General features: G+C 57.8%; 28 protein-coding genes. 19 read left to right on the top strand and 9 right to left on the bottom strand.

Annotated features, from left to right (window positions below; all coding sequences use genetic code 11):
* Positions 1 to 208: 208 nt before the first annotated feature.
* The 6 genes from Q1A89_RS19260 to Q1A89_RS19235 all read left to right on the top strand — a co-directional run bounded on the left by Q1A89_RS19260 (position 209) and on the right by Q1A89_RS19235 (position 5,073).
* Entirely contained in the window at positions 209 to 1,651 is a 1,443-nt protein-coding gene (locus tag Q1A89_RS19260; RefSeq protein WP_299732829.1) for an aldehyde dehydrogenase family protein, read from the top strand.
* 33 nt (positions 1,652 to 1,684) lie between these two features.
* Positions 1,685 to 2,500, top strand: coding sequence for a 2-oxo-hept-4-ene-1,7-dioate hydratase (gene hpaH / locus Q1A89_RS19255; RefSeq protein WP_299732314.1), 816 nt, complete (start codon positions 1,685 to 1,687; stop codon positions 2,498 to 2,500).
* Complete coding sequence (locus Q1A89_RS19250) at positions 2,500 to 3,282, top strand: HpcH/HpaI aldolase/citrate lyase family protein (RefSeq protein WP_299732311.1); 783 nt, start codon at positions 2,500 to 2,502, stop codon at positions 3,280 to 3,282. Before hpaH ends, Q1A89_RS19250 begins: the two co-directional genes overlap by 1 nt.
* Positions 3,283 to 3,636: 354 nt before the next feature.
* Entirely contained in the window at positions 3,637 to 3,933 is a 297-nt protein-coding gene (locus Q1A89_RS19245; RefSeq protein ID WP_299732309.1) for a nuclear transport factor 2 family protein, read from the top strand.
* Positions 3,934 to 3,975: 42 nt separating this feature from the next.
* On the top strand, positions 3,976 to 4,443 hold the full coding sequence (locus tag Q1A89_RS19240; RefSeq protein WP_299732307.1) for a nuclear transport factor 2 family protein: 468 nt from the start codon (positions 3,976 to 3,978) through the stop codon (positions 4,441 to 4,443).
* Between the two features lie 141 nt (positions 4,444 to 4,584).
* Positions 4,585 to 5,073, top strand: a complete 489-nt coding sequence (locus tag Q1A89_RS19235) for a YHS domain-containing (seleno)protein (protein ID WP_299732305.1) — start codon at positions 4,585 to 4,587, stop codon at positions 5,071 to 5,073.
* A 188-nt stretch (positions 5,074 to 5,261) separates the two neighbouring features.
* Here the strand turns inward: Q1A89_RS19235 and Q1A89_RS19230 are convergent, their stop codons facing one another.
* Positions 5,262 to 6,263 (bottom strand): molybdopterin cofactor-binding domain-containing protein, encoded by a 1,002-nt coding sequence (locus tag Q1A89_RS19230; RefSeq protein WP_299732303.1) that lies wholly within the window; start codon positions 6,261 to 6,263, stop codon positions 5,262 to 5,264.
* Positions 6,206 to 7,135, bottom strand: coding sequence for an aminotransferase (locus Q1A89_RS19225; protein ID WP_299732301.1), 930 nt, complete (start codon positions 7,133 to 7,135; stop codon positions 6,206 to 6,208). The genes Q1A89_RS19230 and Q1A89_RS19225 overlap by 58 nt, the downstream gene beginning before the upstream one ends.
* Before the next feature lie 330 nt (positions 7,136 to 7,465).
* On the opposite strand from Q1A89_RS19225, the gene Q1A89_RS19220 reads away from it, so the two are divergent.
* A complete protein-coding gene (locus Q1A89_RS19220) occupies positions 7,466 to 7,876 on the top strand; it encodes a RidA family protein (RefSeq protein ID WP_299732299.1) in 411 nt (136 codons plus the stop codon).
* Positions 7,877 to 8,048: 172 nt separating this feature from the next.
* Complete coding sequence (locus Q1A89_RS19215; protein WP_299732296.1) at positions 8,049 to 8,810, top strand: SDR family oxidoreductase; 762 nt, start codon at positions 8,049 to 8,051, stop codon at positions 8,808 to 8,810.
* A gap of 135 nt (positions 8,811 to 8,945) precedes the next feature.
* Here Q1A89_RS19215 and Q1A89_RS19210 read toward each other — a convergent pair whose 3' ends face one another.
* The 4 genes from Q1A89_RS19210 to Q1A89_RS19195 form a co-directional block, all read right to left on the bottom strand.
* A complete protein-coding gene (locus Q1A89_RS19210) occupies positions 8,946 to 9,521 on the bottom strand; it encodes a carboxymuconolactone decarboxylase family protein (protein ID WP_299732293.1) in 576 nt (191 codons plus the stop codon).
* 127 nt (positions 9,522 to 9,648) lie between these two features.
* Entirely contained in the window at positions 9,649 to 10,068 is a 420-nt protein-coding gene (locus tag Q1A89_RS19205) for a nuclear transport factor 2 family protein (protein WP_299732290.1), read from the bottom strand.
* A gap of 73 nt (positions 10,069 to 10,141) precedes the next feature.
* A complete protein-coding gene (locus Q1A89_RS19200) occupies positions 10,142 to 10,675 on the bottom strand; it encodes a TetR/AcrR family transcriptional regulator (RefSeq protein ID WP_299732287.1) in 534 nt (177 codons plus the stop codon).
* Between the two features lie 14 nt (positions 10,676 to 10,689).
* Positions 10,690 to 11,403, bottom strand: a complete 714-nt coding sequence (locus tag Q1A89_RS19195) for an SDR family NAD(P)-dependent oxidoreductase (RefSeq protein WP_299732285.1) — start codon at positions 11,401 to 11,403, stop codon at positions 10,690 to 10,692.
* Between the two features lie 312 nt (positions 11,404 to 11,715).
* Here Q1A89_RS19195 and Q1A89_RS19190 point away from each other — a divergent pair, with 312 nt between their 5' ends.
* The 3 genes from Q1A89_RS19190 (at position 11,716) to Q1A89_RS19180 (ending at position 14,617) form a co-directional block, all read left to right on the top strand.
* The gene (locus Q1A89_RS19190; protein ID WP_299732283.1) at positions 11,716 to 13,311 is read left to right on the top strand and encodes a gamma-glutamyltransferase family protein; all 1,596 of its coding nucleotides are present in this window, start codon (positions 11,716 to 11,718) and stop codon (positions 13,309 to 13,311) included.
* A gap of 156 nt (positions 13,312 to 13,467) precedes the next feature.
* The gene (locus Q1A89_RS19185) at positions 13,468 to 13,821 is read left to right on the top strand and encodes a hypothetical protein (protein ID WP_299732281.1); all 354 of its coding nucleotides are present in this window, start codon (positions 13,468 to 13,470) and stop codon (positions 13,819 to 13,821) included.
* Positions 13,805 to 14,617, top strand: a complete 813-nt coding sequence (locus Q1A89_RS19180) for a putative hydro-lyase (RefSeq protein WP_299732279.1) — start codon at positions 13,805 to 13,807, stop codon at positions 14,615 to 14,617. Before Q1A89_RS19185 ends, Q1A89_RS19180 begins: the two co-directional genes overlap by 17 nt.
* Positions 14,618 to 14,619: 2 nt before the next feature.
* On the opposite strand, the gene Q1A89_RS19175 is transcribed toward Q1A89_RS19180, so the two are convergent.
* From Q1A89_RS19175 to Q1A89_RS19165, 3 genes are read right to left on the bottom strand one after another with little or no spacing between them, the layout of a single operon-like run.
* Positions 14,620 to 15,651 carry a TRAP transporter substrate-binding protein gene (locus Q1A89_RS19175; RefSeq protein WP_299732276.1) on the bottom strand — a complete coding sequence of 344 codons (1,032 nt, stop codon included), beginning with the start codon at positions 15,649 to 15,651 and terminating at the stop codon, positions 14,620 to 14,622.
* Positions 15,652 to 15,693: 42 nt separating this feature from the next.
* Positions 15,694 to 16,989, bottom strand: a complete 1,296-nt coding sequence (locus Q1A89_RS19170; RefSeq protein WP_299732273.1) for a TRAP transporter large permease — start codon at positions 16,987 to 16,989, stop codon at positions 15,694 to 15,696.
* Positions 16,986 to 17,570 carry a TRAP transporter small permease gene (locus tag Q1A89_RS19165; protein ID WP_299732270.1) on the bottom strand — a complete coding sequence of 195 codons (585 nt, stop codon included), beginning with the start codon at positions 17,568 to 17,570 and terminating at the stop codon, positions 16,986 to 16,988. Before Q1A89_RS19165 ends, Q1A89_RS19170 begins: the two co-directional genes overlap by 4 nt.
* Before the next feature lie 215 nt (positions 17,571 to 17,785).
* Here Q1A89_RS19165 and Q1A89_RS19160 point away from each other — a divergent pair, with 215 nt between their 5' ends.
* The 8 genes from Q1A89_RS19160 (at position 17,786) to Q1A89_RS19125 (ending at position 23,561) form a co-directional block, all read left to right on the top strand.
* The gene (locus Q1A89_RS19160) at positions 17,786 to 18,682 is read left to right on the top strand and encodes a LysR substrate-binding domain-containing protein (protein WP_299732267.1); all 897 of its coding nucleotides are present in this window, start codon (positions 17,786 to 17,788) and stop codon (positions 18,680 to 18,682) included.
* 447 nt (positions 18,683 to 19,129) lie between these two features.
* Positions 19,130 to 19,738 (top strand): sigma-70 family RNA polymerase sigma factor, encoded by a 609-nt coding sequence (locus Q1A89_RS19155; protein WP_299732264.1) that lies wholly within the window; start codon positions 19,130 to 19,132, stop codon positions 19,736 to 19,738.
* A complete protein-coding gene (locus Q1A89_RS19150; protein ID WP_299732261.1) occupies positions 19,735 to 20,049 on the top strand; it encodes a zf-HC2 domain-containing protein in 315 nt (104 codons plus the stop codon). Before Q1A89_RS19155 ends, Q1A89_RS19150 begins: the two co-directional genes overlap by 4 nt.
* A gap of 222 nt (positions 20,050 to 20,271) precedes the next feature.
* Positions 20,272 to 21,492 (top strand): cation:proton antiporter, encoded by a 1,221-nt coding sequence (locus Q1A89_RS19145; RefSeq protein WP_299732258.1) that lies wholly within the window; start codon positions 20,272 to 20,274, stop codon positions 21,490 to 21,492.
* A gap of 67 nt (positions 21,493 to 21,559) precedes the next feature.
* Complete coding sequence (locus tag Q1A89_RS19140) at positions 21,560 to 21,736, top strand: hypothetical protein (RefSeq protein WP_299732256.1); 177 nt, start codon at positions 21,560 to 21,562, stop codon at positions 21,734 to 21,736.
* A gap of 12 nt (positions 21,737 to 21,748) precedes the next feature.
* Complete coding sequence (locus Q1A89_RS19135) at positions 21,749 to 22,045, top strand: hypothetical protein (RefSeq protein WP_299732254.1); 297 nt, start codon at positions 21,749 to 21,751, stop codon at positions 22,043 to 22,045.
* Positions 22,046 to 22,059: 14 nt separating this feature from the next.
* Positions 22,060 to 22,908 carry a hypothetical protein gene (locus Q1A89_RS19130; RefSeq protein WP_299732251.1) on the top strand — a complete coding sequence of 283 codons (849 nt, stop codon included), beginning with the start codon at positions 22,060 to 22,062 and terminating at the stop codon, positions 22,906 to 22,908.
* Complete coding sequence (locus Q1A89_RS19125; RefSeq protein WP_299732249.1) at positions 22,905 to 23,561, top strand: hypothetical protein; 657 nt, start codon at positions 22,905 to 22,907, stop codon at positions 23,559 to 23,561. Before Q1A89_RS19130 ends, Q1A89_RS19125 begins: the two co-directional genes overlap by 4 nt.
* Positions 23,562 to 23,604: the final 43 nt, after the last annotated feature.

Below are 23,604 nucleotides of genomic sequence, written 5' to 3'. Positions count from 1 at the left end.
CGCCGTTGCGCGGTTAAGCCTTGAACAGACCAAACCACTTTGTCGTAAGTCTATAAAATATAAAATTTGGACGAGCTAGAACTTAGAATGATTTTATGAGACCAGAAGGCCATGCATGCACACTCCATGCACATCTTGCGTCAAATTATATATTTTATAGCATTGCCAAATCGTGCTCAGTTTCCCGTCAAACGGATGAGGAAAGATGATGATCGACGCACGCAAATTCTACATCAATGGTGCCTGGGTTTCTCCACACGCCGCGGCTGACCGCACTGTGATCGACCCATCTCTGGAAGAGGCATATGCCACAATCTCGCTGGGCGATCAGGCGGATACGGATGCCGCCGTCGCGGCTGCCAAGGCGGCGCTGCCAGAATGGAGCGCCGCACCTAAGGAGCACAGACTAGCGGTTCTGCGCAAGGTGCTGGACGTCTACAAACGCCGCAGCGCCGAAATGGGCGAAGCGATGTCCAAGGAAATGGGCGCGCCCCATGATCTGAGCCACGGCATCCAGACCGGCATTGGTGCGATGCACATTCAGGCCTTCATCGACACGCTGGAAAAATTCGAATTCGAACAAGCGTTGCGTGACGACGCCCCCAATGACCGCATCATTTATGAACCCATTGGGGTATGCGCGCTGATCACCCCATGGAACTGGCCGATGAATCAGGTGACCCTGAAGGTCATACCGGCCCTTGCCGCAGGCTGCACCATGGTTCTGAAACCGTCCGAAGAGGCGCCGATGTCCTCCCTCCTCTTTGCGGAGATTCTGGACGAGGCGGGTGTGCCCGCCGGTGTCTTCAACCTCGTGAATGGCGACGGCGCGGGCGTCGGGACGCAATTGTCGGGCCACCCCGATGTGGCCTTTGTGTCCTTCACTGGCTCGACACGCGCAGGCACGGCGATTTCGAAAAACGCGGCGGACACAGTGAAACGCGTGTCGCTGGAACTAGGCGGCAAGGGGGCCAACATCATCTTTGCTGACGCAGACCCGGATGCGGTGCAGCGCGGCGCCATTCACTGTTTCAATAACACCGGCCAGTCGTGCAACGCCCCGACCCGGATGCTGGTGGAACGCTCGCGCTACGACGCCGCGGTGCAGGAAGCCATCGATACCGCCGAGGCGCAGGCCGTCGATATTGCCGCCAAGACGGGTGACCACATCGGCCCGATGATCAACCAGGCCCAGTTCGACAAAGTCCAGTCCATGATCGAGGTCGGCATCAAGGAAGGGGCCAAGCTGGTCGCGGGCGGAACGGGTCGCCCGCAAGGGCTGAACCGGGGGTATTTCGTTCGCCCCACCGTCTTTGCCGACTGCAATAACGACATGGATGTCATGCGTCAGGAAATTTTTGGCCCTGTGCTGTGCATCACGCCCTTCGACAGCGAATACGAAGCGATCGAGATCGCCAATGACACGCCTTACGGCCTGACAAACTATGTTCAAACCACCGACGCAAAACGCGCAAACCGTGTTGCGCGCGCCCTGAAATCGGGCATGGTCGAAATGAACGGCAATTTCCGCTCTGCGGGCGCGCCATTCGGTGGGTTCAAACAATCGGGCACCGGGCGTGAAGGTGGCGCTTGGGGGCTGGAGGAATACCTGGAAGTCAAAGCGGTCGGGGGATGGTTTCCCGAAGCGTAACTTCCGCCCACCCCACAACACCAAGGAAGCCACATGGCCCTGAATGACAAGCAGATCAACGCCCTTGCCGCCGCCTATGACGAGGCGGAAACGACGCGCGTTCTCACACGAGCGCCGTCCTGTTTGCATCCGGATTTCTCAATCTCGGATGCCTACAAAGTTCAGTCGGCCTGGGTCGATCTGCGGCTTGCCAAGGGCGAGCAGATCGTGGGCCACAAGATCGGCCTGACCAGCCGCGCCATGCAACTGGCCGTGGGTATCGACACCCCGGATTACGGCGTGCTGACCGATGCGATGGTCATTGATGATCGGGCGGTCATTGCTGCGGATCGCTTTATCATGCCCCGATTTGAGGTGGAGCTTGGATTCAAGTTGAAATCCAGCCTTTCTGGGCCGGATGTCACCATCTTTGATGTTCTGAACGCGACGGACTGGGTGATTCCGGCGATTGAGGTGATTGATTGCCGCTCTGCTCTGGTTGACCCAGAGACCAACAAACCCCTGAATGTAAGGGACTCTATCGCGGACAACGCGGCCAATGGTGGTATCATTTGGGGTGGCTTACCGATGCGCCCCGACGAGGTGGACCTGCGACTGGTGCCCGGCATCCTCTACAAGAACGGCAAAATCGAAGAGACCGGCGTGTCTGCCGGTGTTTTGGGCCATCCCGCGAACGGACTGGTCTGGCTGACGCGAGAGCTGCACAAGGTCGGCGCATCGCTCGACGCGGGCGAATTCGTGCTTGGTGGCAGCTTTACCCGGCCCGTGGCGGGCCTGCCGGGCGACAGCATTCAATGCGACTTTGGCTCCATGGGTCAGGTGTCGTGCTCAATTGCGGGGGACAGCTAATGCCCGCCCCGACGAACCTCTTCAAAAAGAACCTGCTGGCCGGTACACGTCAAATGGGTTGCTGGGTGGGCCTTGCCAACGGCTATGCGGCCGAGATCGCGGGCACCGCCGGATTCGACTGGCTTTTGATTGACGGCGAACACGCGCCGAATGATTTACGTTCGATCTCGGATCAGGTGGCGGTCTTGCAGGCCAGCGACAGCGAGGTTGTGGTGCGCCTGCCCAATGGCGACACGGATCTGATCAAGCAGGTGCTGGATGCAGGCGTGCAAAGCCTGCTGATCCCAATGGTCGAAAGTGCCGAGCAAGCGCGCGAACTGGTCCGGGCCGTCCGTTATCCACCGCACGGCGTGCGCGGCGTCGGCTACGCCCTCGCCCGCGCCTCACAATTCGCCGCCATCCCGGACTATTTTGCGACGGCCGACCAAGAAATCTGCCTTCTGGTTCAGGTCGAAAGCAAGGCTGGGCTGGACGCATTGGGTGACATTCTGGGCGTCGATGGTGTTGATGGCGTTTTCATTGGCCCGGCTGATCTGTCCGTCGATCTGGGCTTTGCGCCGACAGCGGATGCACCCGAGATCAGGGCCATCGTTCTGGACGCCATCGACCAGATCGCGGCCAGTGGAAAGGCGCCGGGCATTTTGACACTGGATCAAGGCTTCATTGTTGAGTGCCTCGCTCACAAAGCGACATTCGTTGCGGTGGGAATCGATGTGTTGGTCCTCGCCAATGGCCTACGGGACATGGCGAAGGCCGCCCAAGACGCGGCTGAAAAAGCGTAAGCGTCAACGCGTCACCCATTCCCCGAACTGTCGTTTGTTACAGGTGTCGCACTTGATGCGCGCCGCATGACATCCGGCGCTGCACCACGCGCATCCGTTTTCAGACAGCACGGCCAAGGCACGCAAGTCATATCTCAAACGCCTGCTGGGCTGAGCTTTGCTGCTGCTGCAGCATTGCTGTCATTACATTTGGGCAGGCAGATAGGTCCCCTCGCCAACCTTCTCGGGAATGACCGTCAGGCGCATCAGAACACCTGTGATTGAACTTTCTGTGAGGAGTCGACTTTCACCCTACACAGATTTTCTACATGCATATAGATAGAAGTTAGACATTGTAGCTGAAAGGATAAGGCCATGCTTGCATCACGCTCCGCACCTTCGCAACTGATCGACAGCGTTCTTAGCGCTGATATCTCCATCATCGAAAATCTCCTCACCGAGTCCATCGAGGCATCGACCCCTTCAACGCAGCCCTGCCACGACCGGGCGCACCATGTGTCCTCGATTGATCTGGTCGGAGACGAAGCCGCAGCACTGGTGGAGTTCACCGATTGCACAGGCTCGTCGTTCACGGATCTCTACGTGCTGCAAAAGCACGACAAGACCTGGATGATCGAAAGCAAAGCCTGGGATTCCCACGCATTCAGCTGACGCATCCACCGCTCACGATCACCCTCCCTGAAAGGAAACAAAATGCTTGGTAAGACACTCAAGAGTACCGCACTTGCATTCAGCCTGCTGGCCCTGCCACTGCAAGCGGTCTACGCGTCTGAAGACGATAAAATTGTTGAACAACAAAGCTTTGACGAATACGCCGCCATCGAAGAAGCCCTGCAACCCTACATCACAGCGGCGCGCACAGGCGAAGGCCCTCTAACGCGCTCCGCCTTTTATGACCATGCACATATCCTGGGTTCGATTGGCGGCACGGTGTACAATCTGGACGCCGATACATTTGCAGGCGCCGTGGCCGAAGGCGGCCCGTCAGAAAACGTGCGCCACCACATCGCGTGGATCAACGTATCAGGTCCTGCCGCAGCCGCGCGCGTCGAATTCATTGACTGGGGCGGCAACAGATTCACCGACTTCTTCATCCTCTACAAAGAGGAAGGTGCATGGAAAATCAGCGGCAAAGTCTACGATTCTCACACAAACAACTAGGCCAGTTTGCTCGCTCAGAATTCGGAACCGATCGGTAACGAATGTTTGACTTGCTGCACCACCCGTATCTCTACAAATTCTATCTGTAGATAGATACCTGCAAGCTACCACTCACGACCAAACCTCTAAAAGGATAGACCTATGAAAAACCTCGCAACATCCGGCGTCGTCGCACTGTCTCTGCTGGGCGCAGCTTTCGCCATGACCCCCGCCTTTGCCGCCGATGAATTCAATGTAGCACCCGGCATGACCTATGCTGGCGCACCGCTGGGCCTGCACGGCGCTGACCCCGTTGCCCTGCTGGACGGCACGCAAGTGGACGGCGATCCTCAGTTCTTTGCCGCCTATGATGGCGTTGCCTATTACTTCACAAGCGAAGCCAACAAAGCCGCGTTCGAAGCGAGCCCCGCCAAGTACATGCCTCAGAACGGCGGCTTCTGCACATTCGGCGTGGCCTTCGCCAAGAAACTGGACGGCAACCCCGAGTACTCGGCTGTTGTCGACGGCAAGCTGTACGTTTTCCTGAACGGCGACGTTCTGAACCAGTTCATGGAAGACAAAACAGGCATCATTACCAAAGCGGACGAAAACTGGGTCAACATTCGCAGCACTGCTGCAACTGACCTGTAAGAGCGCGAAATACAAAGAAGGGGGAGCCTATTGCAGGCTCCCCCTTCTTGATTCTGGACCGGGTACCACGATGGTGAGGTCACGAAACGAAGAACACCTAATCTGTCAATCTGATGCAGGACCGCTTCACTGCTGGTCGGATAAAACCCCCCGCTGCGCACCAGGTCGCAGCGGGGGGTTTTTTTGTTTTATGCATCGAGGCCCAGTGGCAGCCGACGCCGCCGTTCGCCTGTCGCGGCGAAGAGCGCGTTGGCGATGGCTGGCGGAACCGGTGGCAGGCCGGGCTCTCCTACACCTGTCGCGGGCACCGAGAACGGGTGCTTGGCGATGTGCGTCACAACCTTGCGGGGGAAGTTATCCGCCCGCACAACGTCGTAGTCGTAGAAGTTCTCCTGCACGACCGCGCCGTCCTCAAAGGTGATCCCGGAATGCAGTGCCGTGGTCATGCCCATGACGGCCGCGCCCTGCATCTGGCTTTCGATACGTTCGGGATTGGCGGCAAATCCGCAATCGATGGCCATGTGCATTTCGGGGATGGTGATGGTGCCATCCACGATCTTCAGATGCACGGCGCAGGCCACGTACGACACAAAGCTGCGATGCACAGCGAGGCCAATCCCTTCACCCGGCGGCAGCTCCTTGCCATAACCGATGCCATCCGCGGCCAGCTTCAGCGTGTCGGCCATCCGGCCCGTGTCGATCGGGAACTCGTCCCAGGACTCGCCATAGTTCCAGAAGTTCTCTGGGAACGCAGCTTCGGCATAGTCCAGCTTGCGCGGTGTCCCGAGCAATTCCAGCCACATGGTCAGCTGATCCTTGCCCAGTTCATCGGCCAATTCTCCGACAAAGGACCCAATCGCCCAGGCATGCGGCAGGTTCGACACGGCTCGGAACCAGCCGATCCGTGTGTGCGCCAAAGCCTTACCGTTCTCGGCCCGGATGTTCGGGATGTCGAATGGCAAATCGGTCAGTCCCATACCCTGCTCAAGCGGCAAAACGTTGCCTTCATCAGGTGCAAAGGTTGACAGGATCGACGGTTGGACCGCCCGATGATGCCACCCGGTGACCTTGCCCGCTTCGTCCAGCGCCACTTCGATCTTTTGCGCCGAGATGGTGTGATAGAACGAGTGCTTTACGTCGTCTTTCCGCGTCCATTGTACGCGCACCGGTGTTTTGGTCTCACGTGACAACAGGGCTGCTTCGGTGACATAATCATCACATCCGGCCTGATGCCAAATGTCTCACTCCCAAACATCTTCCCGGTGCGGCCGAACCCACAGATGATTTCGTCCGCCACCAGCAGGATGTCGTACTTGTCGAGAACGGCCTGGATTTTCTCCCAATAGGTCTTGGGCGGAATGATGACTCCGCCTGCGCCCATCAACGGCTCGGAATAGAAGGCGGCAACGGTCTCGGGGCCTTCGGCTTGAATGAGATTGTCCAGATCCTGCGCGCAACGCGTGGCGAATTGCTCTTCGCTTTCTCCGTCGCGGCCCTCTTTCCAGTAGTGCGGACAGGTGGTGTGAAAAATCCCCGGAATCGGCAGATCAAAGGATTGCTGCATGTAGGGCAGACCGCTGAGGCTGGCTGCACCCACCGTTACACCGTGATAGGCCCGCTCGCGGGAAATGATCTTTTTCTTTTCCGGCTTGCCCATCGCATTAGAGCGGTACCAGATCAGTTTCATGATCGTGTCGTTGGCCTCGGAGCCGGAGTTGGTGTAGTGCACCTTGCTCATCGGGACGGGCGCCATATTGATCAGCCGTTCGGCAAGGTCGATGGCCGGTCCGTGCGACTTGTGGGTAAAGTTGTGGTAAAATGGCAGGGCCTGCATCTGCCGCGTCGCCGCATCGATCAGGCGCTGCTCGCTGAACCCGACCGCGACGCTCCAAAGGCCTGCCATCGCTTCGATGTAACGCTTGCCGGTGTTGTCCTTGACATAGATGCCCTCGCCGCCGGTCATGACCGTCGGCCCAATTTCGGCATGGCGCGCGGCGTTGGTGTAGGCGTGCATGTGATAAGCGATGTCGCGGGCTTCTTGTGAATTGGGCATGATGTTCATGTGATTTCTCCTCGTCTGTCACACAATCAGGACGCAGCACACGTGCAGGATAGGGACGGGTCATGGCAGCTTTGGGTCTTTTTGTGCCGCAGGTGTCGCACACCGTATATTCCCCCGAAGCACAGAAATTGTGCAAAACCGGGCGACGCTGCTACCGCGATGGGGATATGTACCGCGCCCTCTTCTGCCACATAGATTGGTGTTCACCACATGATTGAACGCGCGCCCGACCAGGCCACCACCAACAGGCAACCGGCAGGGTCCAAATGCGTCTGGGCCTGTTGCGCGCTGTCCGTTGAATGACCTGAACGACAAGAGAGGATATCCCCCGTGAGCCTTATCAACCTGAAGACCCCAGATACGATTGCCCCGCCCGCGGGCCCTTATTCGCACACCGCTGCCGTCACGATCGGTGATGTCGAGTTGATCTTTGTCGCCGGAGAATGGTCCACCGACATCGATGGCAATCTGGTCGGCGAAAATGACATGTTCGCGCAGACCCAGCAGACCCTGAAAAACATTCAAAGCGTTCTCGAAGCGAATGGCGCATCTTTCGAAGATGTCTTCAAGATGAGCGTCTACGTCACGGACATGGATCGCCGGCAAGAAGTGTCTGATGCACGCAAGGCGTTCCTGCCCAGCCCGCCGCCGATCTCTTCGATCTTCGAAATCAGCAAGCTGGCACTGCCCGGCCTGATGATCGAAATCGAAGCCGTGGCCGCGAAAAAGGTTACGGCCTGATCGCTGACGTGCTAGGAGGCAATCCTGCATATAAAAGGCGCCAGGGCAGTGCACCCGGCCCGATGTTTCGAATGAACGAAACCGACCTCTTGCCAGCCAATGCAACCACCGCGATGCCGGATCCACCTGTTCAACAATATTTACACCTGATGCAACCCATACAGGGACCCCCATGACCAAAGCCGCCGACAACAGCCCGTACCAAAAACCCTGCGTCGCCGTCACCGGGGCCAGCCGTGGCATTGGCCACGAGATCGTCAAGGAATTCCACACTTCGGGGTGGGAGGTCTTTACGCTCGCCCGCACGCCGTTTTCCCAAGTCTGCCCTTGGGCAGAAGGCATCGTGAAACATATCGAGGTGGATCTGGGTGACAAGGACTCGATCTGCGCAGCCGCCCAGGCCCTGCGCCAGCAACTGGGCGGGCGCGGCCTGAATGCACTGGTCAACAATGCGGGCATCTCGCCTAAGACCAAGGATGGCGGGCGCTTGACAGCGACAGAAACCAGCCTGGAGACGTTTCAGCAGGTGCAGATGATCAACCTGATCGCACCGCTGATGCTGTGTCAGGAACTGCTTGAACCGCTGGAACAGGCCAAGGGGTCAATCGTGAATGTCAGCTCGATCGCGGGAACGCAGGTCCACCCCTTTGCCGGTGCGGCCTATGCGGTGTCAAAGGCCGGGCTGTCGGCGTTGACCCGCGAACTCGCTTTCGAGCTTGCCGGTCGGAACGTGCGGGTGAACGCTGTTTCGCCGGGCGAGATCGCCACATCGATCCTGTCCCCCGGCACCGAGGAAATGGTCGAACGGGATGTGCCGATGAAACGGCTCGGCAGCCCTCAGGAAGTGGCCGAAGTGGTCAGCTTCCTGTGCAGTTCAAAATCGTCTTACGTGAACGGGGCTGAAATCCCGATCAATGGCGGCCAACACCTGTAACGCGCAACGGCCCGATCAGGATTTGACAAGAAAAAAGGTGACCAGGCGGAGGCGTTCTGGTCACCTTTCTTTTGGTTTGGAAACCGCATGTGGTGTCCACTCTGCGGTTTCCTCACCGGTTGCTGGCATCACCGCTTAGGCGTTGACGGCAACTTTCTCTTTTGGCACGTCCCACGCGGTCGGCTGGAACGGCGCGTCGATGGGTGTTTCCGAAATGTGGTTGGTGTAGTTGGACAGCGTCTTCAGACCTGTGCCAAGGATCACATCCAGAATGTTCGCCTCGGTGTAACCGGCGGCGAGGAACGCATCGACCTGGGCTTGTGTGACATAGCCGCGTGCTTCGTTCAGCTGTGCCGTGAACACATGCAGCGCTTGCAGTTTGGGGTCAGCGATCTCTGTGCCATTGCGCAGGGCGGCAACGACATCGGCGTCAACCTTTTGCATCTGCGAAATGGTCGAGTGTGCGGACATGCAGTAGGTACACCCGTTCAGACGGCTGTTGGTCATCATGACGATCTGGCGTTCGGTCGGGGTCAGATCGGTCTTTTCAAAGTGGCTGGACAGGACGCCATAGGCTTCGATCATCGCAGGCGATGCGGCGAACACGGCTGTCAGGTTCGGGATGAACCCATAGGCTTTTTCGGCCTGTTCCAGAAATGGTTTGCTGGCTTCGGGGGCGGTGTCTTTGGTTTGTACGGGCAGATGGCTCATTTTTGATTTCCTTATGTTGGGCCGCACGTTTCGAGTGGCCTGCACCGACGGTGCAGACATCAAAAACGAAAGGCTATTGAGTTGAGGGAGGAGGAAACCTGCCGGACAAGACCCGGCAGGCCGTCGTTCAGTTTTTGGCGTGCGAGTCAAAAACCTTGCTGCTGATCTTCCATGTGCCGTCTTTCTTGTAGAGCACAAAGAAGTCTGTGTAGCGCATACCGCTCCAATCCAGGATTTCGACGCGCGCAGCAGCCGCCGGACCAGAGATGTTGATCCAGGCGATATGGTGCTGAATGTTGTCGGACGCGCCACCTTCGGTCACGGCACCGCCAAATGTATCGGCGTCCATTTCGAAGGTTTCGCCGGCGATCGAGCCGACAACATAAGCATGATCGTAAAAGGCGCTGCGCGACAACGCGCCGTCACCCAGTTTGGCCGCTTTCAGATAAATATCCAGTGCGGCTTTGATTGCAGCATATTCGCCAAAGCTGTGCGCTTCGTCTGCTGCGGTCAGTTTTGTCAGGTCTGTCTGTGTTCCGTCGGGCATTGGTCTCTCCAAATGGAAGTCTCTCTGCCGACAATCTATCTATATACCAGTAGATATCAAGTGGTGACTTAGCCTATGTGTTCACGAATCCGTCAAGTGAGCGATCCACGACAGAGGCGTCCCCTTCCAACCGCGCCAACAGTAGCGATCCTTCCAGCGCACTCACATATTGCAGCGCAACTGCCGGTGGGTTTGGATGCCCAAGGGCCGAAAACTGCTTGGCCAGCCAGTTCTGAAAGTCGCGAAAATACAGCGCCAGGGCCTTGCGCACAGCCGGGCTGATGCTTTCGAATTCCGCTGCCATCATGCCGCACATGCAGATCTTCTCTTCGCCGATATACCCTTTAAAATGCGTCACAATCGATTCAAGACGGTCCGCCGGGTTCGCCACGTCGTCGTCAAGACGCTTGAATGCAGCCTCGAGGGCCTCGCGGTGACGCTCGACCAAAGCCAGGGCCAGATCAGCCTTGGATTTGTAATGGTAGTGGATGCTCGACGTCTTGATGCCAACCTCCGCCGCAAGGTCCAGATAGCTGAACCCGTTAAAGCCCTTTGACTGCGTCAGATTCTCGGCGAGGTCGAGAATGCGGGTTTTTGTGTCTGTCATTTGATCGTCTTTCTTCAGAACTTTTCACACCACGGACGCACATCAAGCTCGTGCGTCCAGGTCGAGCGTGGCTGTTTGTGGAGGTTCACGTAGATTTCGGCAAGGTTTTTGGGGTCCATATGTGCATCTCCCCCGGGATCAGCGTGTTTGTGGCCCTTGATGACACCGTCAATGACGACATGGGCGACGTGAATGCCCCGTGGCCCCAGCTCTCGCGCCATGCATTGCGCCACGGATCGCAGTCCGAATTTGGACCCGGAAAACCCGAACGAGGTGGCATTGCCACGCAAGGAGGCCGTCGCGCCCGAAAAGATGATCGTGCCTTCCTCTCGTGCTACCATCCGTTTTGCGATGGCCTGCCCGAATACAAATCCGCCGTAGGTTCCAACCCGCCAAGCGCGTTCGAATTCACTCGGTGCGAAATCAAGGATCGACCCTTTCAAAAAGGCCCCGGCATTGAAAACAGCGCATTTGATTGGGCCAAGAGTGCGTTCCACATGATCCACTGCGGACTCAACCGCTGCGGACTCAACCGCTGCGGCATCGGTCACATCGGCCGGAACCGGGACCAATCCCGCCCCGTGCTTTGCAGCCACGTTCTCAAGCGGGCCGACAGACCGCGCGATCATCCCGACGCGCAAGCCCTCATCAACCAGTCTGAGCGCCGTCTCTTCACCCAACCCCGGTCCAAAGCCTGCAATGATCGCGGAACCTGCTGATTGCGTCATCCTGATCACCTTTCTGCCAACCCGATTGCTGGCTACGCTTTTACATCTGCGGCATACCGATAACGCCATTTCCGCCTTCACATAATGCGAGCGCGGGTTTGTATCAATGACTTTGTCTATCTATACATGTGTTAGTTTTTGCAGCTGAAAATGGCGCAGCCCTCTCTGCAGACATTCATCTGCGGCAGCTCCAATTATCGGTTTTGTCACTCTTTCTGTCGCTCCAGCCGGCTTTGGCCACCGCATGAAATTGTCACATGCCTCCATTGAACCTAGAGTTGGCGGGTTCGCGAAGTCTTTGCCGGAGCCAGCATGCATATCCCCCCTACCCCGCTCTATTCATCTCGCCGCTCTGCCGTGATCGCCGATAACATCGTGGCGACGTCACAGCCCCTTGCCGCGCAGGCTGGGATATCGATGCTGGCGCGGGGTGGGAACGCCGTGGACGCCGCAATTGCCACTGCGATCGCGTTGACTGTCGTTGAACCAACCGGCAACGGGATCGGATCGGATGCATTCGCAATCATCTGGGATGGATCGAGGTTACACGGCCTCAATGGCTCCGGGCGGTCGCCGTCGGGATGGCGGCCAGAACGGTTCAGCGGCCTCACCGAGATGCCGTATCGGGGTTGGGAGTCTGTCACTGTCCCGGGTGCGGTTTCAACGTGGGTCGCCTGCGCAGACAAATTTGGAAAATTGCCTTTCAGCACACTTTTTGAACCCGCGATCCGCTATGCAGAATCCGGGTTTCCGGTATCGCCGATTATCGCACGTCTCTGGCAACGTGCCGCGACCGAGTTGCGTGACCAACCTGGCTTTGCCGAGACATTCCTGGTGGACGGGCGTTCGCCGTCCGCGGGCACTTATTTTCGCAGCCCCGGACATGCAAGAACCTTGAAAGCCATCGCCGAAACACATGGTCGTTCTTTTTACGAAGGCGAAATCGCGGAAGAGATCGAAGCCTATGCCAAGGGGCATGGCGCCGCATTGACGGTCGATGACCTGGGCAATCATCGCGTTGACTGGTGTGGAACGATCTCCCGCAGCTTTGATGACAAAACGCTCCACGAAATCCCGCCAAACGGTCAGGGTATCGCTGTGCTGATGGCATTGGGGATCCTGTCCCAGACAGATATCCGAAACATGGCCGTTGACGACCCGCAGGCGGCGCATCTTCAGATCGAGGCCATGAAACTCGCGTTGCGCGATACGGAGCAATTTGTCTCTGATCCGGACCACATGAAATCCGTCACCATGGCTGATCTGCTGGATGACTGGTACCTGTGCGAACGCGCGAAAGAGATTGATGAGAATGCGGCAACTGACTTTGCAGCGGGCGCTCCGAAACACGGCGGGACGGTCTATCTGACAGCCGCGGATACCGACGGGATGATGGTGTCCTTCATTCAGTCGAATTACGCCGGTTTCGGTTCGGGTGTCGTGGTTCCGGGGACGGGGATCGCATTGCAAAACCGTGGCGCAGGATTTTCGCTCGACCCGGCGCACCAGAATTTTGTCGGACCGGACAAGCGTCCATTCCACACCATTATCCCGGGCTTTTTGATGGGACCCGAGGCGCCCTTGATGAGCTTTGGAGTGATGGGCGGGCCGATGCAGGCTCAGGGACATATCCAGATGGTTCTGCGCACTCAAGTCTTTGGTCAGGACCCGCAAACAGCCATCGATGCACCGCGTTGGCGGGTGACCGACGGGCTTGGCGTGGCTTGCGAGACGGCCATGCCCGAAGCGACACGGTCGTTTTTGCAATCAAAAGGGCACCAGATTTCCCTCGAACAGCCCGACAATGCGTTCGGCTTTGGCGGTGCCCAGATCATTCAAAAGCTACCGGGACAGGGCTACATCGCGGGCTCTGACCCCAGAAAGGACGGAGCCGCGATTGGGTTTTAGCGAATTTACCACAAGTCACGGGTCCTAACCGCCGACCACTGTTTGCTTCAAGCAGTGGCATCAACGTGTCCGCAAAACACAGCGTTCAATAGGTTTGCTTGCATCCTGCCGAAGGCCGTTGAAGTATCAAAGTATGACTGACGAAGAGGTTTCAAGATGCCCGCCAATGAACCTCGCCTGCGATCAAAGGACATCGAGGCATTCCTGTCGAACCGGACGACCTACGCCTTTGATCCCTCCACCCTGAAACGGGTCGCGACTGTGATGTATCATCCGAATGGTGAATGCAGCGCTCTGTTCGAGGCTGGAGGCGGAGACGACGGACATTGGGGGATCGCCGGAGAGACCTATTGGACGAAATACAGGGCGTTTCGCGACGGGTCCAAAAACGTGTTCTATCTGGAATGGGTAGCTAAGGACGTGGTTCAAGCGTACTACATTGACGGGTCCCGTGCCTTCCTGCAGTCCGGGCAAAGCGAATTGGACGAAACTGATGATGTTAGACCATGAGGCGCTGCGAACGGCTGATCCGAGCGACATCCGCACGGCCATTCGCAACGGAAGTTATAGCGGCCATACGGCCGGGCTCGCGCCGGATCGGTTGCAGGTCAATCTGGCAATCATGGCCGAAGAATTCGCCCTCGATTTCGCGCGGTTTTGCCAGCGAAATCCGAAACCTTGCCCACTGGTTGGTGTCAGTGACACCGGTGAGCGGGTTCTGCACACTTTGGGGCACGACTTGCGGGTGGATACCGATGCACCGGGCTATTGCGTCTATCACAACGGTGTCTTGCAACAGCAACCAACGGACATTTCGGACATATGGCAGGATGATTTCGTTACGTTCGCGCTGGGATGCTCGTTTACGTTCGAGCATGCGCTCGCAAAGGCCGGTATCGCCATGCGCCACATCGATCAGAACCGCACCGTCCCGATGTATCGAACATCCCTTGATCTTGTACCGGCAGGACCATTCGGTGGAGGAATGGTTGTCTCCATGCGCCCGCTCCTTCCCCAAGACATCGAGCGTGTTCGATCCATATGTGCCGAGTTCCCCTTGGCCCATGGCGCACCGGTTCATGTGGGGGACCCAAGCGAAATCGGGATCACTGACATCAACGCGCCCGAATGGGGCGACGCCGTTGACATCCGCGACGGTGAGGTCTGCGTGTTTTGGGCGTGCGGCGTGACGCCGCAAAATGCTGCGATCAGGGCTCAGCTGCCGGTCTTCTTGTCGCACAGGCCCGGCGCAATGCTGATCACGGATGTGGACGAGCGAGCGAACCCGCCCGTCCTGCAAGACTGAGATTACTTGATCTCGAATCCAGAAGCCGCGCCTATCGTTTCATTCCAGGCCGCAGCACAGGCGTCGCCGCACCGCTCTTTGTAGGCCGGAAGGACGGCCATATTCGCAGCCTCGTTTCGCAGCGCGATATCCGCATCCGAGATCGGAACAAGCGTCATGTCTGCGGCGTCACCATAGGGACAGGCACCACCGGTGTTGCATGACAGACCATCCGCGGTTTCCGTGGTCGCCAGCGCAAACATCTTGCCCTCAAGCTCCATCAGTCCGGATTCGATAACAGCCTGATCCACAGGATCGACACTGTTCCACCAGTCCATATTGGCGATATGCGCGATGACTCCGTGATTGATCGGCAAGGCCGAGATGTAGTTGGCAGGTTCATGCCATTTGGCCAGGAACCCCGAAAGCGCGCCGGTAATGGCGCAGTCGATCGTGCCGTTGGCCATGGCGGTTGGAACCTCCCCAAAGGCCATGCCAATTGGTGAACCACCAAGGTATTCGATGAACACCTGCTGGGACGCCCCCGAAGCGCGCACTTTGCGGTCTTTCATATCCGCAATTCCCGAAAAGGCGTCGCGGCAATAGATGACCTGGCTTTGATACGTGCCATATCCCAACAGCTTGATGTTGTGCGTCTCGGCCAGCTGTTCGGTGTGATAGGCCCGGAACGCTTTTGCCGCATTGTATACCGCTTCGACATCTTCGACGACGCCGACAAGGTCGGTTGCTTCATTCATTGGAACAGAGCCGGACGTGTAGGCCAGAACCTGATGGGCCATCTGCACGGTGCCATCCGAGACGAGATTGAACAGCTCGCCCCCTTTGAAACCCAGCTCATTGAATGGCTTGAGGTTGGCCTTGATGCTGCCGCCCGATGCCTCGACAATGGTTTCGTTCCAGAACGGCTGTTCCATGTCCTTGTACATGGACAACACACTGATCGAGCCGACCACGTTCAATTCGGTGTCAGCCATGGCAGGCACCGCCAAAATGGATGCCGCCACGAGCGCGGCACAGGTTGATTTACGTTTCATTAGTTGACCTCCTTGTTGATTGGTATGACCGACAGAGCCGGCCTAGTTTGGATTTAGAAATTCGGGCAGCCACAGGGCCAAGCCGGGAAACAGGATCAGAAGGCCGATCATGCACAGCATGGCTATGAGGAACGGCAGTGCCCCTTTGAAAAGATCACCGATGGATCCGCTGGTTCGCACACCCTGGACGATATACAAGTTCAGTCCCACCGGTGGCGTGATGAGGGCGGCTTCGATCAGGATCACAAAGATGATCCCCCACCAGACAGGATCATAGCCAAGCCCCACGATCACCGGGACAACGATGGGTGTGGTGGCGATCATCATCGAGATGGTCTCCATGAAACACCCCAGCACGAGGTAAAATCCGATGATTGCCAGCAACATGCCAAGCGGCGGCCAGCCAATGCTGAGGATCGAACTGGTGATCGCTTCGACCAGCCCGATCGACACCATCACGAGGTTCAGAAAGAAGGCTGCCAAGACAATCAGCATGATCATGCAAGTTGTGCGCACGGTTCCTTCGATGGCGCGCAGGACAACAGGCAAGGACAACTGCCCGTTCAACGCGACGAGCCCAAAGGTCGCCATCAATCCAAGAGCGGCAGCCTCGGTCGGGGTGGCCAGACCTGCATAGATCGACCCCACAACCACAAGAAACAGCCCCAAGGGCGGCAACAGATGGGGTAAGCCTGAAATGCGCGCTGCCCACAGTGATCCTTCGGTCCGATCACCGCGCACCAGTGACGGCACCAGCAGCACCGATATCAGCACAATGCCCGAAAACAGCAGCGCCAACAGAAAGCCCGGAATGAAGCCAGCGGCATAGAGATCGACAACCGATGTATGCGACAACACCGAATAGATGATCATGTTGATCGACGGCGGGATCAGAATGCCCAGCGTGCCACCTGCGGCAATCGACCCCAAAAAGAGGGGGCGGTTGTAACCACCCTTGTCCATATTCGGCACAGCCACTGTGCCAATCGTCGCCGCCGTTGCTAGCGAAGATCCGGAGGTCGCGGCAAATACCGCGCTTGAAGCGATGTTGGTGTGGATAAGCTGACCGGGCACCTTGGCAAACCAAGGGGACAAGGCGGAAAACAGGCGCTCGGATACACCGGACCGGTGCATCAACTCGCCCATCATGATAAACATCGGGGCGGCGATCAGGATGAAATCGTTGGAATGGCTCCACATGACTGTGCCAGCGGCGGCGGTCATTGGAATGAACGCAAAGTTCTCGGACAGAATGTAGCCCGTAATCGCCAGAACGGCCGCAACGGGCAGGCTTAGGGCAAGCCCGACAAGCAACAGGATGAGGGATGCCTTGATCACGGCGGGTCACCCGGTGTCGGCATACCAATCTGTTCCAACTCGTCCGTCAGGCTGGCATTTGACAATGCGGCATCAAAAGCCGGCGCATCGCCAGCCCATATCCGCACCACAGCATAGAGGGGCGTCAGCACAGCAACGGTCGCAAACCAGACGAGGCCCATCCACCAGATGCTTTGCGGAATGACCAGTGGGACTTGCAGTGTCGACTCGGATCGCGCGTTAAGTTTCCAGCTGTCCGACAGGACGTCGAACGTGAAATACGCGAGTGCCAATGCCGTCACCGCCAGTGACACCGAGGCGATCAGGTCCACTGTTCTGCGCAGTGGCTGCGGTAGTTTCGCTGTCAGGATATCGACCCGGATATTCGCTTTGGTGGTGACGGTATAGCCCATTCCCAGTCCGATACAGGCCGCCAGAGCGTAGCCCGAAACCTCAAAACTTTCGACAAGTGTTGACCCGGTGATTGCCCGGCTTGCCACATCCAGACAAATAGGTATCGCACAACCAAATATGATGATCGCCCCGGCCAGCCATGCCAGCCAGAGTGATATACGTTGCAAGGCACTGTGCAGGGACTGCATCAATCAACAGTTGCCGATTTGTGCGGCAAGGGCATCATATTGCGCAAAAGCCTGTAGTCTGGCGCCCGCGCGGCGCCTCGAATTCGGCCAACATGTCGTGATTTATTCATTTGTTGCAACGCCCCACGCTCACCCGAGACAGGTTACGTCTCGACCCATTGCGCAAGCAATGTATAGTTCTGCATAGTTACATACAAAAAGCGTATATTTAGATCATGAAAATCCGCCAGCTTGAAGCATTTCGCGCGACCGTCATCGAAGGCACAATGTCCGCCGCTGCCGAAGCGTTGCGGACCAGCCAACCCACCATCAGCCGCCACCTGATCGAACTGGAACGCACATTGCAGGTGCAGCTTTTTCGCCGAGAGAAAGGGCGCGCGCACCTGACCCACGAAGGTTTGCAATTCTATCGCCGGGTCGAGGAAGTCTTCAGCGCGTTCACTTCGCTTGGCTCTGTCGCGCAGGATTTGCGCGATGACTCCGCCCGCGAAATTCGTATCACCGCCTCTTTCGCATTTTCGATGACCATCGTGCCCGACGTGATGGCGCGGATGCTGCAGAAGTTTCCCGATTTGCGTGTCCAGGTGTTGACCGTCGACAAGAACAGCTATTTCGAGGCCCATTGCGAAACCGAATTCGATGTCATTCTGGGTAACCGCATCGGTTTCGAAAGCACGATGAAGCAGGTTCCTCTGGCAGAAGTGGATTTCATTTGTGCACTTCCGTCAGACCACAGACTGGTCGGCAAGGACGAAATCCACGTCTCCGATCTAGAAGGCGAAACCATGATTTCGCTTTTGGAGGAGGACAAGCGATTGTTCCTAAAGCACGAACGGCTCTTTGAGGACGCAAAGGTCAACGTCACCCAGAACCTTTACTGCCATAGTTCCGCCTCGGCCTACGCCATGGTGCGGCGGGGATTGGGCATCGCTCTTATGGAACCGTTCAGCGCAGCAATCTGGGAACAAAACGGCGTCGTCACACGCCCTTTCCGTCCGCAACTCACCTACGAATACGTCGCAGGACTAAAGCCCGGCGTACATCCATCGACCATCGTGAGCGAAGTCATTTCAACCGCAAGAGACGTGCTTTCCAGGTTTAGTCAAGGATGACGATCCTTTGGTGCGAAGTGTCTTTTCCTATCTGGAATGGCGATAGCAGAGATCGGTTTTCCCAGTGGGAAATGCTGCTTCGGTCCCGCTTCTGCGAATGCGCACACCCAGGGATCTTGGTACCGCAGGAAACGGCCCGCACCGAAGCATCGTGACCGCATGCTGGATGCACGGATCGAACCATCAACTTTGGCTGGCGAGCCAGAAGGACTCGTCGATGCCATGCTGTCGCCAAGGTCGGCTCCGAGCACGTGTTGCGACATTCAAATGTACAGCCAATGATCGCCAACTACGATGGCGCCAGCCCATCAAAATGACGCTCGTCGGCACTCCGTAGGCAATTGCACCGGGATCAGGTGGAATGGGCCACCAGCGGCGGTGACGTTGTGCCGCCGGGCCGTTTCTCCTAGTCTGATCTGAATGGTTTCTTCCGGGACAACAGGTCAAATGGACGGCAAATCGCCAGACAAGGACCAGAGACGCGATTTACATGGCACCTCTTTTGTGGCGCCGGACGGCGAGTTTGAGGACATTGTCCGGGGCAATATTGCATGGATGCTTGCGGTCGCCCGGCGTATTCTGAGAGACCCGTCGATGGCCGAAGACGCCGTGCAACTGGCATTTGCGAAAATTCACCGGAAGCTGGAGGGTTTTGAGGGCAAATCACGCCTTAGCACGTGGATGCACCGGATTGTTGTGAACGAGGCGCTGATGATGCTGCGCAAGCAAAAGCGTGAAAACGTACACCCGATCGACCCGCTGCTGCCCGAATTTGATGCCAATGGGTGCCGCGTCGACGATCCGTTTACCGTTTCGGAAACATCCGAAGATCAGCTGCAATCGCGGCAGGTGCGCGAGATCATGAAAGAAAAAATCGACGAATTGCCAGAGCCCTATCGTATCGTTCTTGTGCTTCGTGACATCGAAGAGATGCCGACAAGTGACGTTGCGGAAGCTCTGGAAATGAGCGAGGCGAACGTCAAGGTCCGGCTGCACCGTGCAAGAGCTGCTTTGAAGAAACTGCTGGAGCCCATGATGCGGGGAGGTGCGCTATGAGTAAGTCCGGGCGAACGATGACACGGCGCATGCACGGGGTTCTGTTCAAGTTCCCGGGGATGATCACTTGCAACGAGTTCGAGGATTTCATCCTGGTCTATCTCGAGGACGAATTGCCGCCCGCCAAGAAACGCCTGTTCGAACTGCATCTGAAAGTGTGCAAATCCTGCCGCTTGTATCTGGCCGCCTACCGGCGGACGCTGGCGGCGACCAAAGCCCTACAAAAAGATTATGACGCGCTTGAGGAAACCGTGCCCCAAGACCTGATCGAAGCGATTCTGGCGACCAAGGATGACAAACCGCCGAGATAGGGTTTGCAGTTTTGCTCCCGGCCCGCGGCGGCGTGACACCAAGGTGCTGCTTGCCGGGCAATTCTGAGCGCCGTTCGCTGCGATGCGACCCGGAAATGGCGTTTCGGTTACCCGCAGCGGTTTAAATTCAACGAAACTGTAACGCGGGGCGCTGTGGATGCATCTGAAGTCGTAACAGTAGGTTAACAACAAGGCGCGCATCCGCGTCAGAGGGGGCAGAGCTTGATCGGTTTGGTCATCATCAGTTTTGTAGCCGCGGCCTATTGCCTGATGGCCGTGCGCCTGTCGCGTACAGTGATAACAGCTCCGATCCTGTTTCTCGCCATGGGCGTTGTGTTGTCTGAAACAGGGTTGCTGCCAGCCGGAGAAATCCACGACGTTCTGCATCTGGTCGCCGAAGTGGCCTTGATCGTGCTGCTGTTTCTCGACGCCGCGCAGATTGATCTGCGCACGTTGAAGCGCCGGCATGTCTGGCCGCAACGGATGCTGTTGGTTGGGCTGCCGCTGGCAATTCTGTTTGGCACTTTTTCAGCCTGGTCACTGATGCCGGACTGGCCACTTTTGACCGCAGCACTCGCCGCCGCCATTTTGTCGCCGACGGATGCTGCCCTCGGCCAGCCGGTTGTGACAAACCCGGATGTACCTTTGCGCCCGCGCCGCGCTCTGATTGTCGAAAGCGGTCTGAATGACGGTCTGGCACTTCCCGCGATCCTGCTTTTTGCAGCCCTGGTCAGCCACGACATGTCTCAAAGCTCGACCGGCTGGTTGATCTTCGGTGCCAAGCAACTGGTGCTTGGGCCCGTGGCGGGCATTGCTGTCGGGTTGCTTGGGGGCTGGGCGTTGTTGCGGGCCAAGACCCTATCATCGACGTCCGAAGCCTACGAGGGCATCGCAGCCATTGCGATGGCAGCCGGTGCCTATTTTCTGTCTGACCTGATCGGCGGCAACGGGTTCATTTCGGCCTTTGTAGCCGGGCTGTGTTTCGGCAGCGTGGTCAAAGGACAGTGCAAGTTCGTCTATGAATTCACCGAGGGCGACGGCCAAATTCTGGCCTGGGCGGCATTTCTGCTGATTGGCGCGGGCCTCGTCCCCGAGGCCATCGCGCATCTGACCTGGCCGATGCTGGCACTGATCCTCGTCAGTCTTTTCGTGGTGCGCCCGCTGGCCATCTGGCTGTCGCTCATGGGCACTGACGCATCCGGGACGACGCGGCTTTTCTTTGGCTGGTTCGGGCCGCGGGGTCTCGCCACCGCGCTCTTTGCGCTGCTGGTGCTTGAAACTCTGCCGCATCGGGCCGGAGACCAGATTTTGTATCTGGCGATCAACGCGGTCTGGATCAGCGCGCTGTTACACGGAGTGAGCGCGGCCCCGGCGGCCCGCTGGTATGGCCGGAGGATTGCGGCAAAGGGCGACTGCCCGGAAACACAAGGGCAGGACGAGTAGCCATAACCACTCACGGACGCGTCCAGTTCACACGCACGAAACAAACCAGTCACGTAGGGAGAAGCTCATGAAAAAGGTGCTCATTGCCAGATCGGAGAACCTGCCGAACCGCAAACCGACTATCCCTGCACTGACGGGCGCCTTTGGGCACGATCACCTGCCAAGACTCAATGCCGACGATCTGACGACTTGGAAGTGCGAGGTGGCCGCGCTGTCTGGCGTGGCGTTCAGTGGCATTCAGTAAAGGGGACTTCAGATGAGCTCTGCGGAACTCGACTGGATTGCGGTCGGTCGTGTCGATGATTTGCCCGAGGGCGCGAAAATACCGCCACCGCCCGCAGGATATCAATCTGCCTTGTTCATTTCGATGGCAAGTGCCGGCGAATGGCCGGTCTGGGAAACCAAACTCGTGAACCCATCCCTTGCCGGTCTGTGCGGCGGCCATGGAAAGAAGGTCACAAAGTACGAGGATATCGCGCCCGCCACCGCCGCAGCCAACGATGTCAAAGGTGCGGCGCGAGGCGAATTCATGACTGATGCCGCGCTGGTCTGAGAAAGGAAATGGACATGTCCGATCTGAAACGCAGCCTCGGCACGCCCAAGGCACTGGCGCCGTCCCGCGCGGTGGCCCACAGGGCCGTGCAATTCCTGACAGCCGCGGCACGGGCCAACCTCCGGGCGGCACCGGATGACAGCCATTCCAATCTGGAATGGTCACCAGAGAAACAGGCGTTTCTCACTCACCCGATGCCCGTCGGCCAAGGTCACTGTCAGGTGGGTCTGTCGCCCGCATCGATGATCCTGGTCTTTGTCTGCTCGGATGGGCCGTCGCGCCAGCTTGACCTGCCGGGACGCAGCTGTGCCGAGGCAATGGCCTGGCTCGACGAACAGCTTGAGGACGAAGGCATGCTGCCCGCCTCGGTCGCAAAGATCCCCTACGCGCTGCCCGAAGACGTGGCGCAGATTGACGTGTTCCCCAGTATGTCCGGCTTGCGTCTCGATGCATTGATGGGTTGGTACAGCCTCGCCGTGAGAACAATCACGCCTTTGGCGCGCGGGCTGGCCGACGTGAGACCGGGTCCGAGCCAGATCCGATGCTGGCCGCATCATTTCGACATCGCAACATACGTGGCGCTCGAAGAAGGTGATGCCGAAACCGCGCGCGGCATCGGCGTGGGGCTTTCGCCGGGCGACCAAAGCTACGATCAGCCCTATTTCTACATGTACCCGTGGCCACAACACAAAAGCGGCGCGTTGAGCGGTGCGATCGAACCGGGCCACTGGCACAGAAATGGCTTTGCCGGGGCTGTGGCAACAGGTGATGAGTTGCTTGCGCAACCGGATATTTGCACCGGAACCCAGCAGTTTTTGCAGCGCGCCTTCGACATCGGGCGCACAGCACTGAAAGTGTCATGATTGCCGCGCTGACATTGCTTTGCCTGCTGGCGCTGTCGATGATTGTCGTTCGCATCGGCAGTACGGCGTTGCGCCTGACCGGCATGTCCCAAGCCGCCGCGCGTTTTCAGGCCTTGTCGGCATTCTCAGGCACCGGCTTTACCACTTCGGAAGCCGAAGAAGTCATGCGCCACGCTGCGCGGCGCAAAATTCTGTCATCACTGATGGTGATCGGCAATCTGGGCGTCATGACAGTTCTGTCCACGATCATTCTGGGTCTCCTGAGTGCCAAGGACGACTCTGGTTTGGCGACAATCATCTATATGGTGCTGGCGGTCTTGGCTGCCTGTTTTCTGGCCCTCAGTGAACGGCTGGATGTCACCATGTGCGGTTTTGTTGAAAAAGGACTACTGCACTTGGGATGGGCAAGCGCCGACAGCCGCACCGTTCTTGCCGAGTTCCCCAATGGCGATCAACTCGTCGAGTATAAGTATTCCGGCGCCGCCATATTGCCCTTGGACACGATCCGGACGGCTTTCCCAGAGCTGAAAACCCTGCGGGTCAATGGGCTGGACGTAAGCACGGCCACCAAACTTGCGTCACAAGATCGATTGCTGTGCTTCGCGCATTTCACTGTTCAGCAAGAAGTGTCCGACTGGTTGGGACAGCTTTAGCCCGTCCCCATTCTGAGCATCCGCTTTAAGACCACCGCGCTGC

The sequence above is a fragment of the uncultured Tateyamaria sp. genome, assembly GCF_947503045.1.
In the GTDB taxonomy this organism is placed as follows: domain Bacteria; phylum Pseudomonadota; class Alphaproteobacteria; order Rhodobacterales; family Rhodobacteraceae; genus Tateyamaria.
This window is presented reverse-complemented; position numbering and strand designations above follow the sequence as displayed.

What these genes read in the sequence shown, in the direction of transcription:
- Q1A89_RS19260 (WP_299732829.1), top strand. Translation starts at nt 209, where the DNA reads ATGATCGACGCACGCAAATTCTACATCAATGGTGCCTGGGTTTCTCCA.
- hpaH (WP_299732314.1), top strand. Translation starts at nt 1,685, where the DNA reads ATGGCCCTGAATGACAAGCAGATCAACGCCCTTGCCGCCGCCTATGAC.
- Q1A89_RS19250 (WP_299732311.1), top strand. Translation starts at nt 2,500, where the DNA reads ATGCCCGCCCCGACGAACCTCTTCAAAAAGAACCTGCTGGCCGGTACA.
- Q1A89_RS19245 (WP_299732309.1), top strand. Translation starts at nt 3,637, where the DNA reads ATGCTTGCATCACGCTCCGCACCTTCGCAACTGATCGACAGCGTTCTT.
- Q1A89_RS19240 (WP_299732307.1), top strand. Translation starts at nt 3,976, where the DNA reads ATGCTTGGTAAGACACTCAAGAGTACCGCACTTGCATTCAGCCTGCTG.
- Q1A89_RS19235 (WP_299732305.1), top strand. Translation starts at nt 4,585, where the DNA reads ATGAAAAACCTCGCAACATCCGGCGTCGTCGCACTGTCTCTGCTGGGC.
- Q1A89_RS19225 (WP_299732301.1), bottom strand. Translation starts at nt 7,135, where the DNA reads ATGAACATCATGCCCAATTCACAAGAAGCCCGCGACATCGCTTATCAC.
- Q1A89_RS19215 (WP_299732296.1), top strand. Translation starts at nt 8,049, where the DNA reads ATGACCAAAGCCGCCGACAACAGCCCGTACCAAAAACCCTGCGTCGCC.
- Q1A89_RS19210 (WP_299732293.1), bottom strand. Translation starts at nt 9,521, where the DNA reads ATGAGCCATCTGCCCGTACAAACCAAAGACACCGCCCCCGAAGCCAGC.
- Q1A89_RS19205 (WP_299732290.1), bottom strand. Translation starts at nt 10,068, where the DNA reads ATGCCCGACGGAACACAGACAGACCTGACAAAACTGACCGCAGCAGAC.
- Q1A89_RS19200 (WP_299732287.1), bottom strand. Translation starts at nt 10,675, where the DNA reads ATGACAGACACAAAAACCCGCATTCTCGACCTCGCCGAGAATCTGACG.
- Q1A89_RS19195 (WP_299732285.1), bottom strand. Translation starts at nt 11,403, where the DNA reads ATGACGCAATCAGCAGGTTCCGCGATCATTGCAGGCTTTGGACCGGGG.
- Q1A89_RS19190 (WP_299732283.1), top strand. Translation starts at nt 11,716, where the DNA reads ATGCATATCCCCCCTACCCCGCTCTATTCATCTCGCCGCTCTGCCGTG.
- Q1A89_RS19185 (WP_299732281.1), top strand. Translation starts at nt 13,468, where the DNA reads ATGCCCGCCAATGAACCTCGCCTGCGATCAAAGGACATCGAGGCATTC.
- Q1A89_RS19180 (WP_299732279.1), top strand. Translation starts at nt 13,805, where the DNA reads ATGATGTTAGACCATGAGGCGCTGCGAACGGCTGATCCGAGCGACATC.
- Q1A89_RS19175 (WP_299732276.1), bottom strand. Translation starts at nt 15,651, where the DNA reads ATGAAACGTAAATCAACCTGTGCCGCGCTCGTGGCGGCATCCATTTTG.
- Q1A89_RS19165 (WP_299732270.1), bottom strand. Translation starts at nt 17,570, where the DNA reads ATGCAGTCCCTGCACAGTGCCTTGCAACGTATATCACTCTGGCTGGCA.
- Q1A89_RS19160 (WP_299732267.1), top strand. Translation starts at nt 17,786, where the DNA reads ATGAAAATCCGCCAGCTTGAAGCATTTCGCGCGACCGTCATCGAAGGC.
- Q1A89_RS19155 (WP_299732264.1), top strand. Translation starts at nt 19,130, where the DNA reads ATGGACGGCAAATCGCCAGACAAGGACCAGAGACGCGATTTACATGGC.
- Q1A89_RS19150 (WP_299732261.1), top strand. Translation starts at nt 19,735, where the DNA reads ATGAGTAAGTCCGGGCGAACGATGACACGGCGCATGCACGGGGTTCTG.
- Q1A89_RS19140 (WP_299732256.1), top strand. Translation starts at nt 21,560, where the DNA reads ATGAAAAAGGTGCTCATTGCCAGATCGGAGAACCTGCCGAACCGCAAA.
- Q1A89_RS19135 (WP_299732254.1), top strand. Translation starts at nt 21,749, where the DNA reads ATGAGCTCTGCGGAACTCGACTGGATTGCGGTCGGTCGTGTCGATGAT.
- Q1A89_RS19130 (WP_299732251.1), top strand. Translation starts at nt 22,060, where the DNA reads ATGTCCGATCTGAAACGCAGCCTCGGCACGCCCAAGGCACTGGCGCCG.
- Q1A89_RS19125 (WP_299732249.1), top strand. Translation starts at nt 22,905, where the DNA reads ATGATTGCCGCGCTGACATTGCTTTGCCTGCTGGCGCTGTCGATGATT.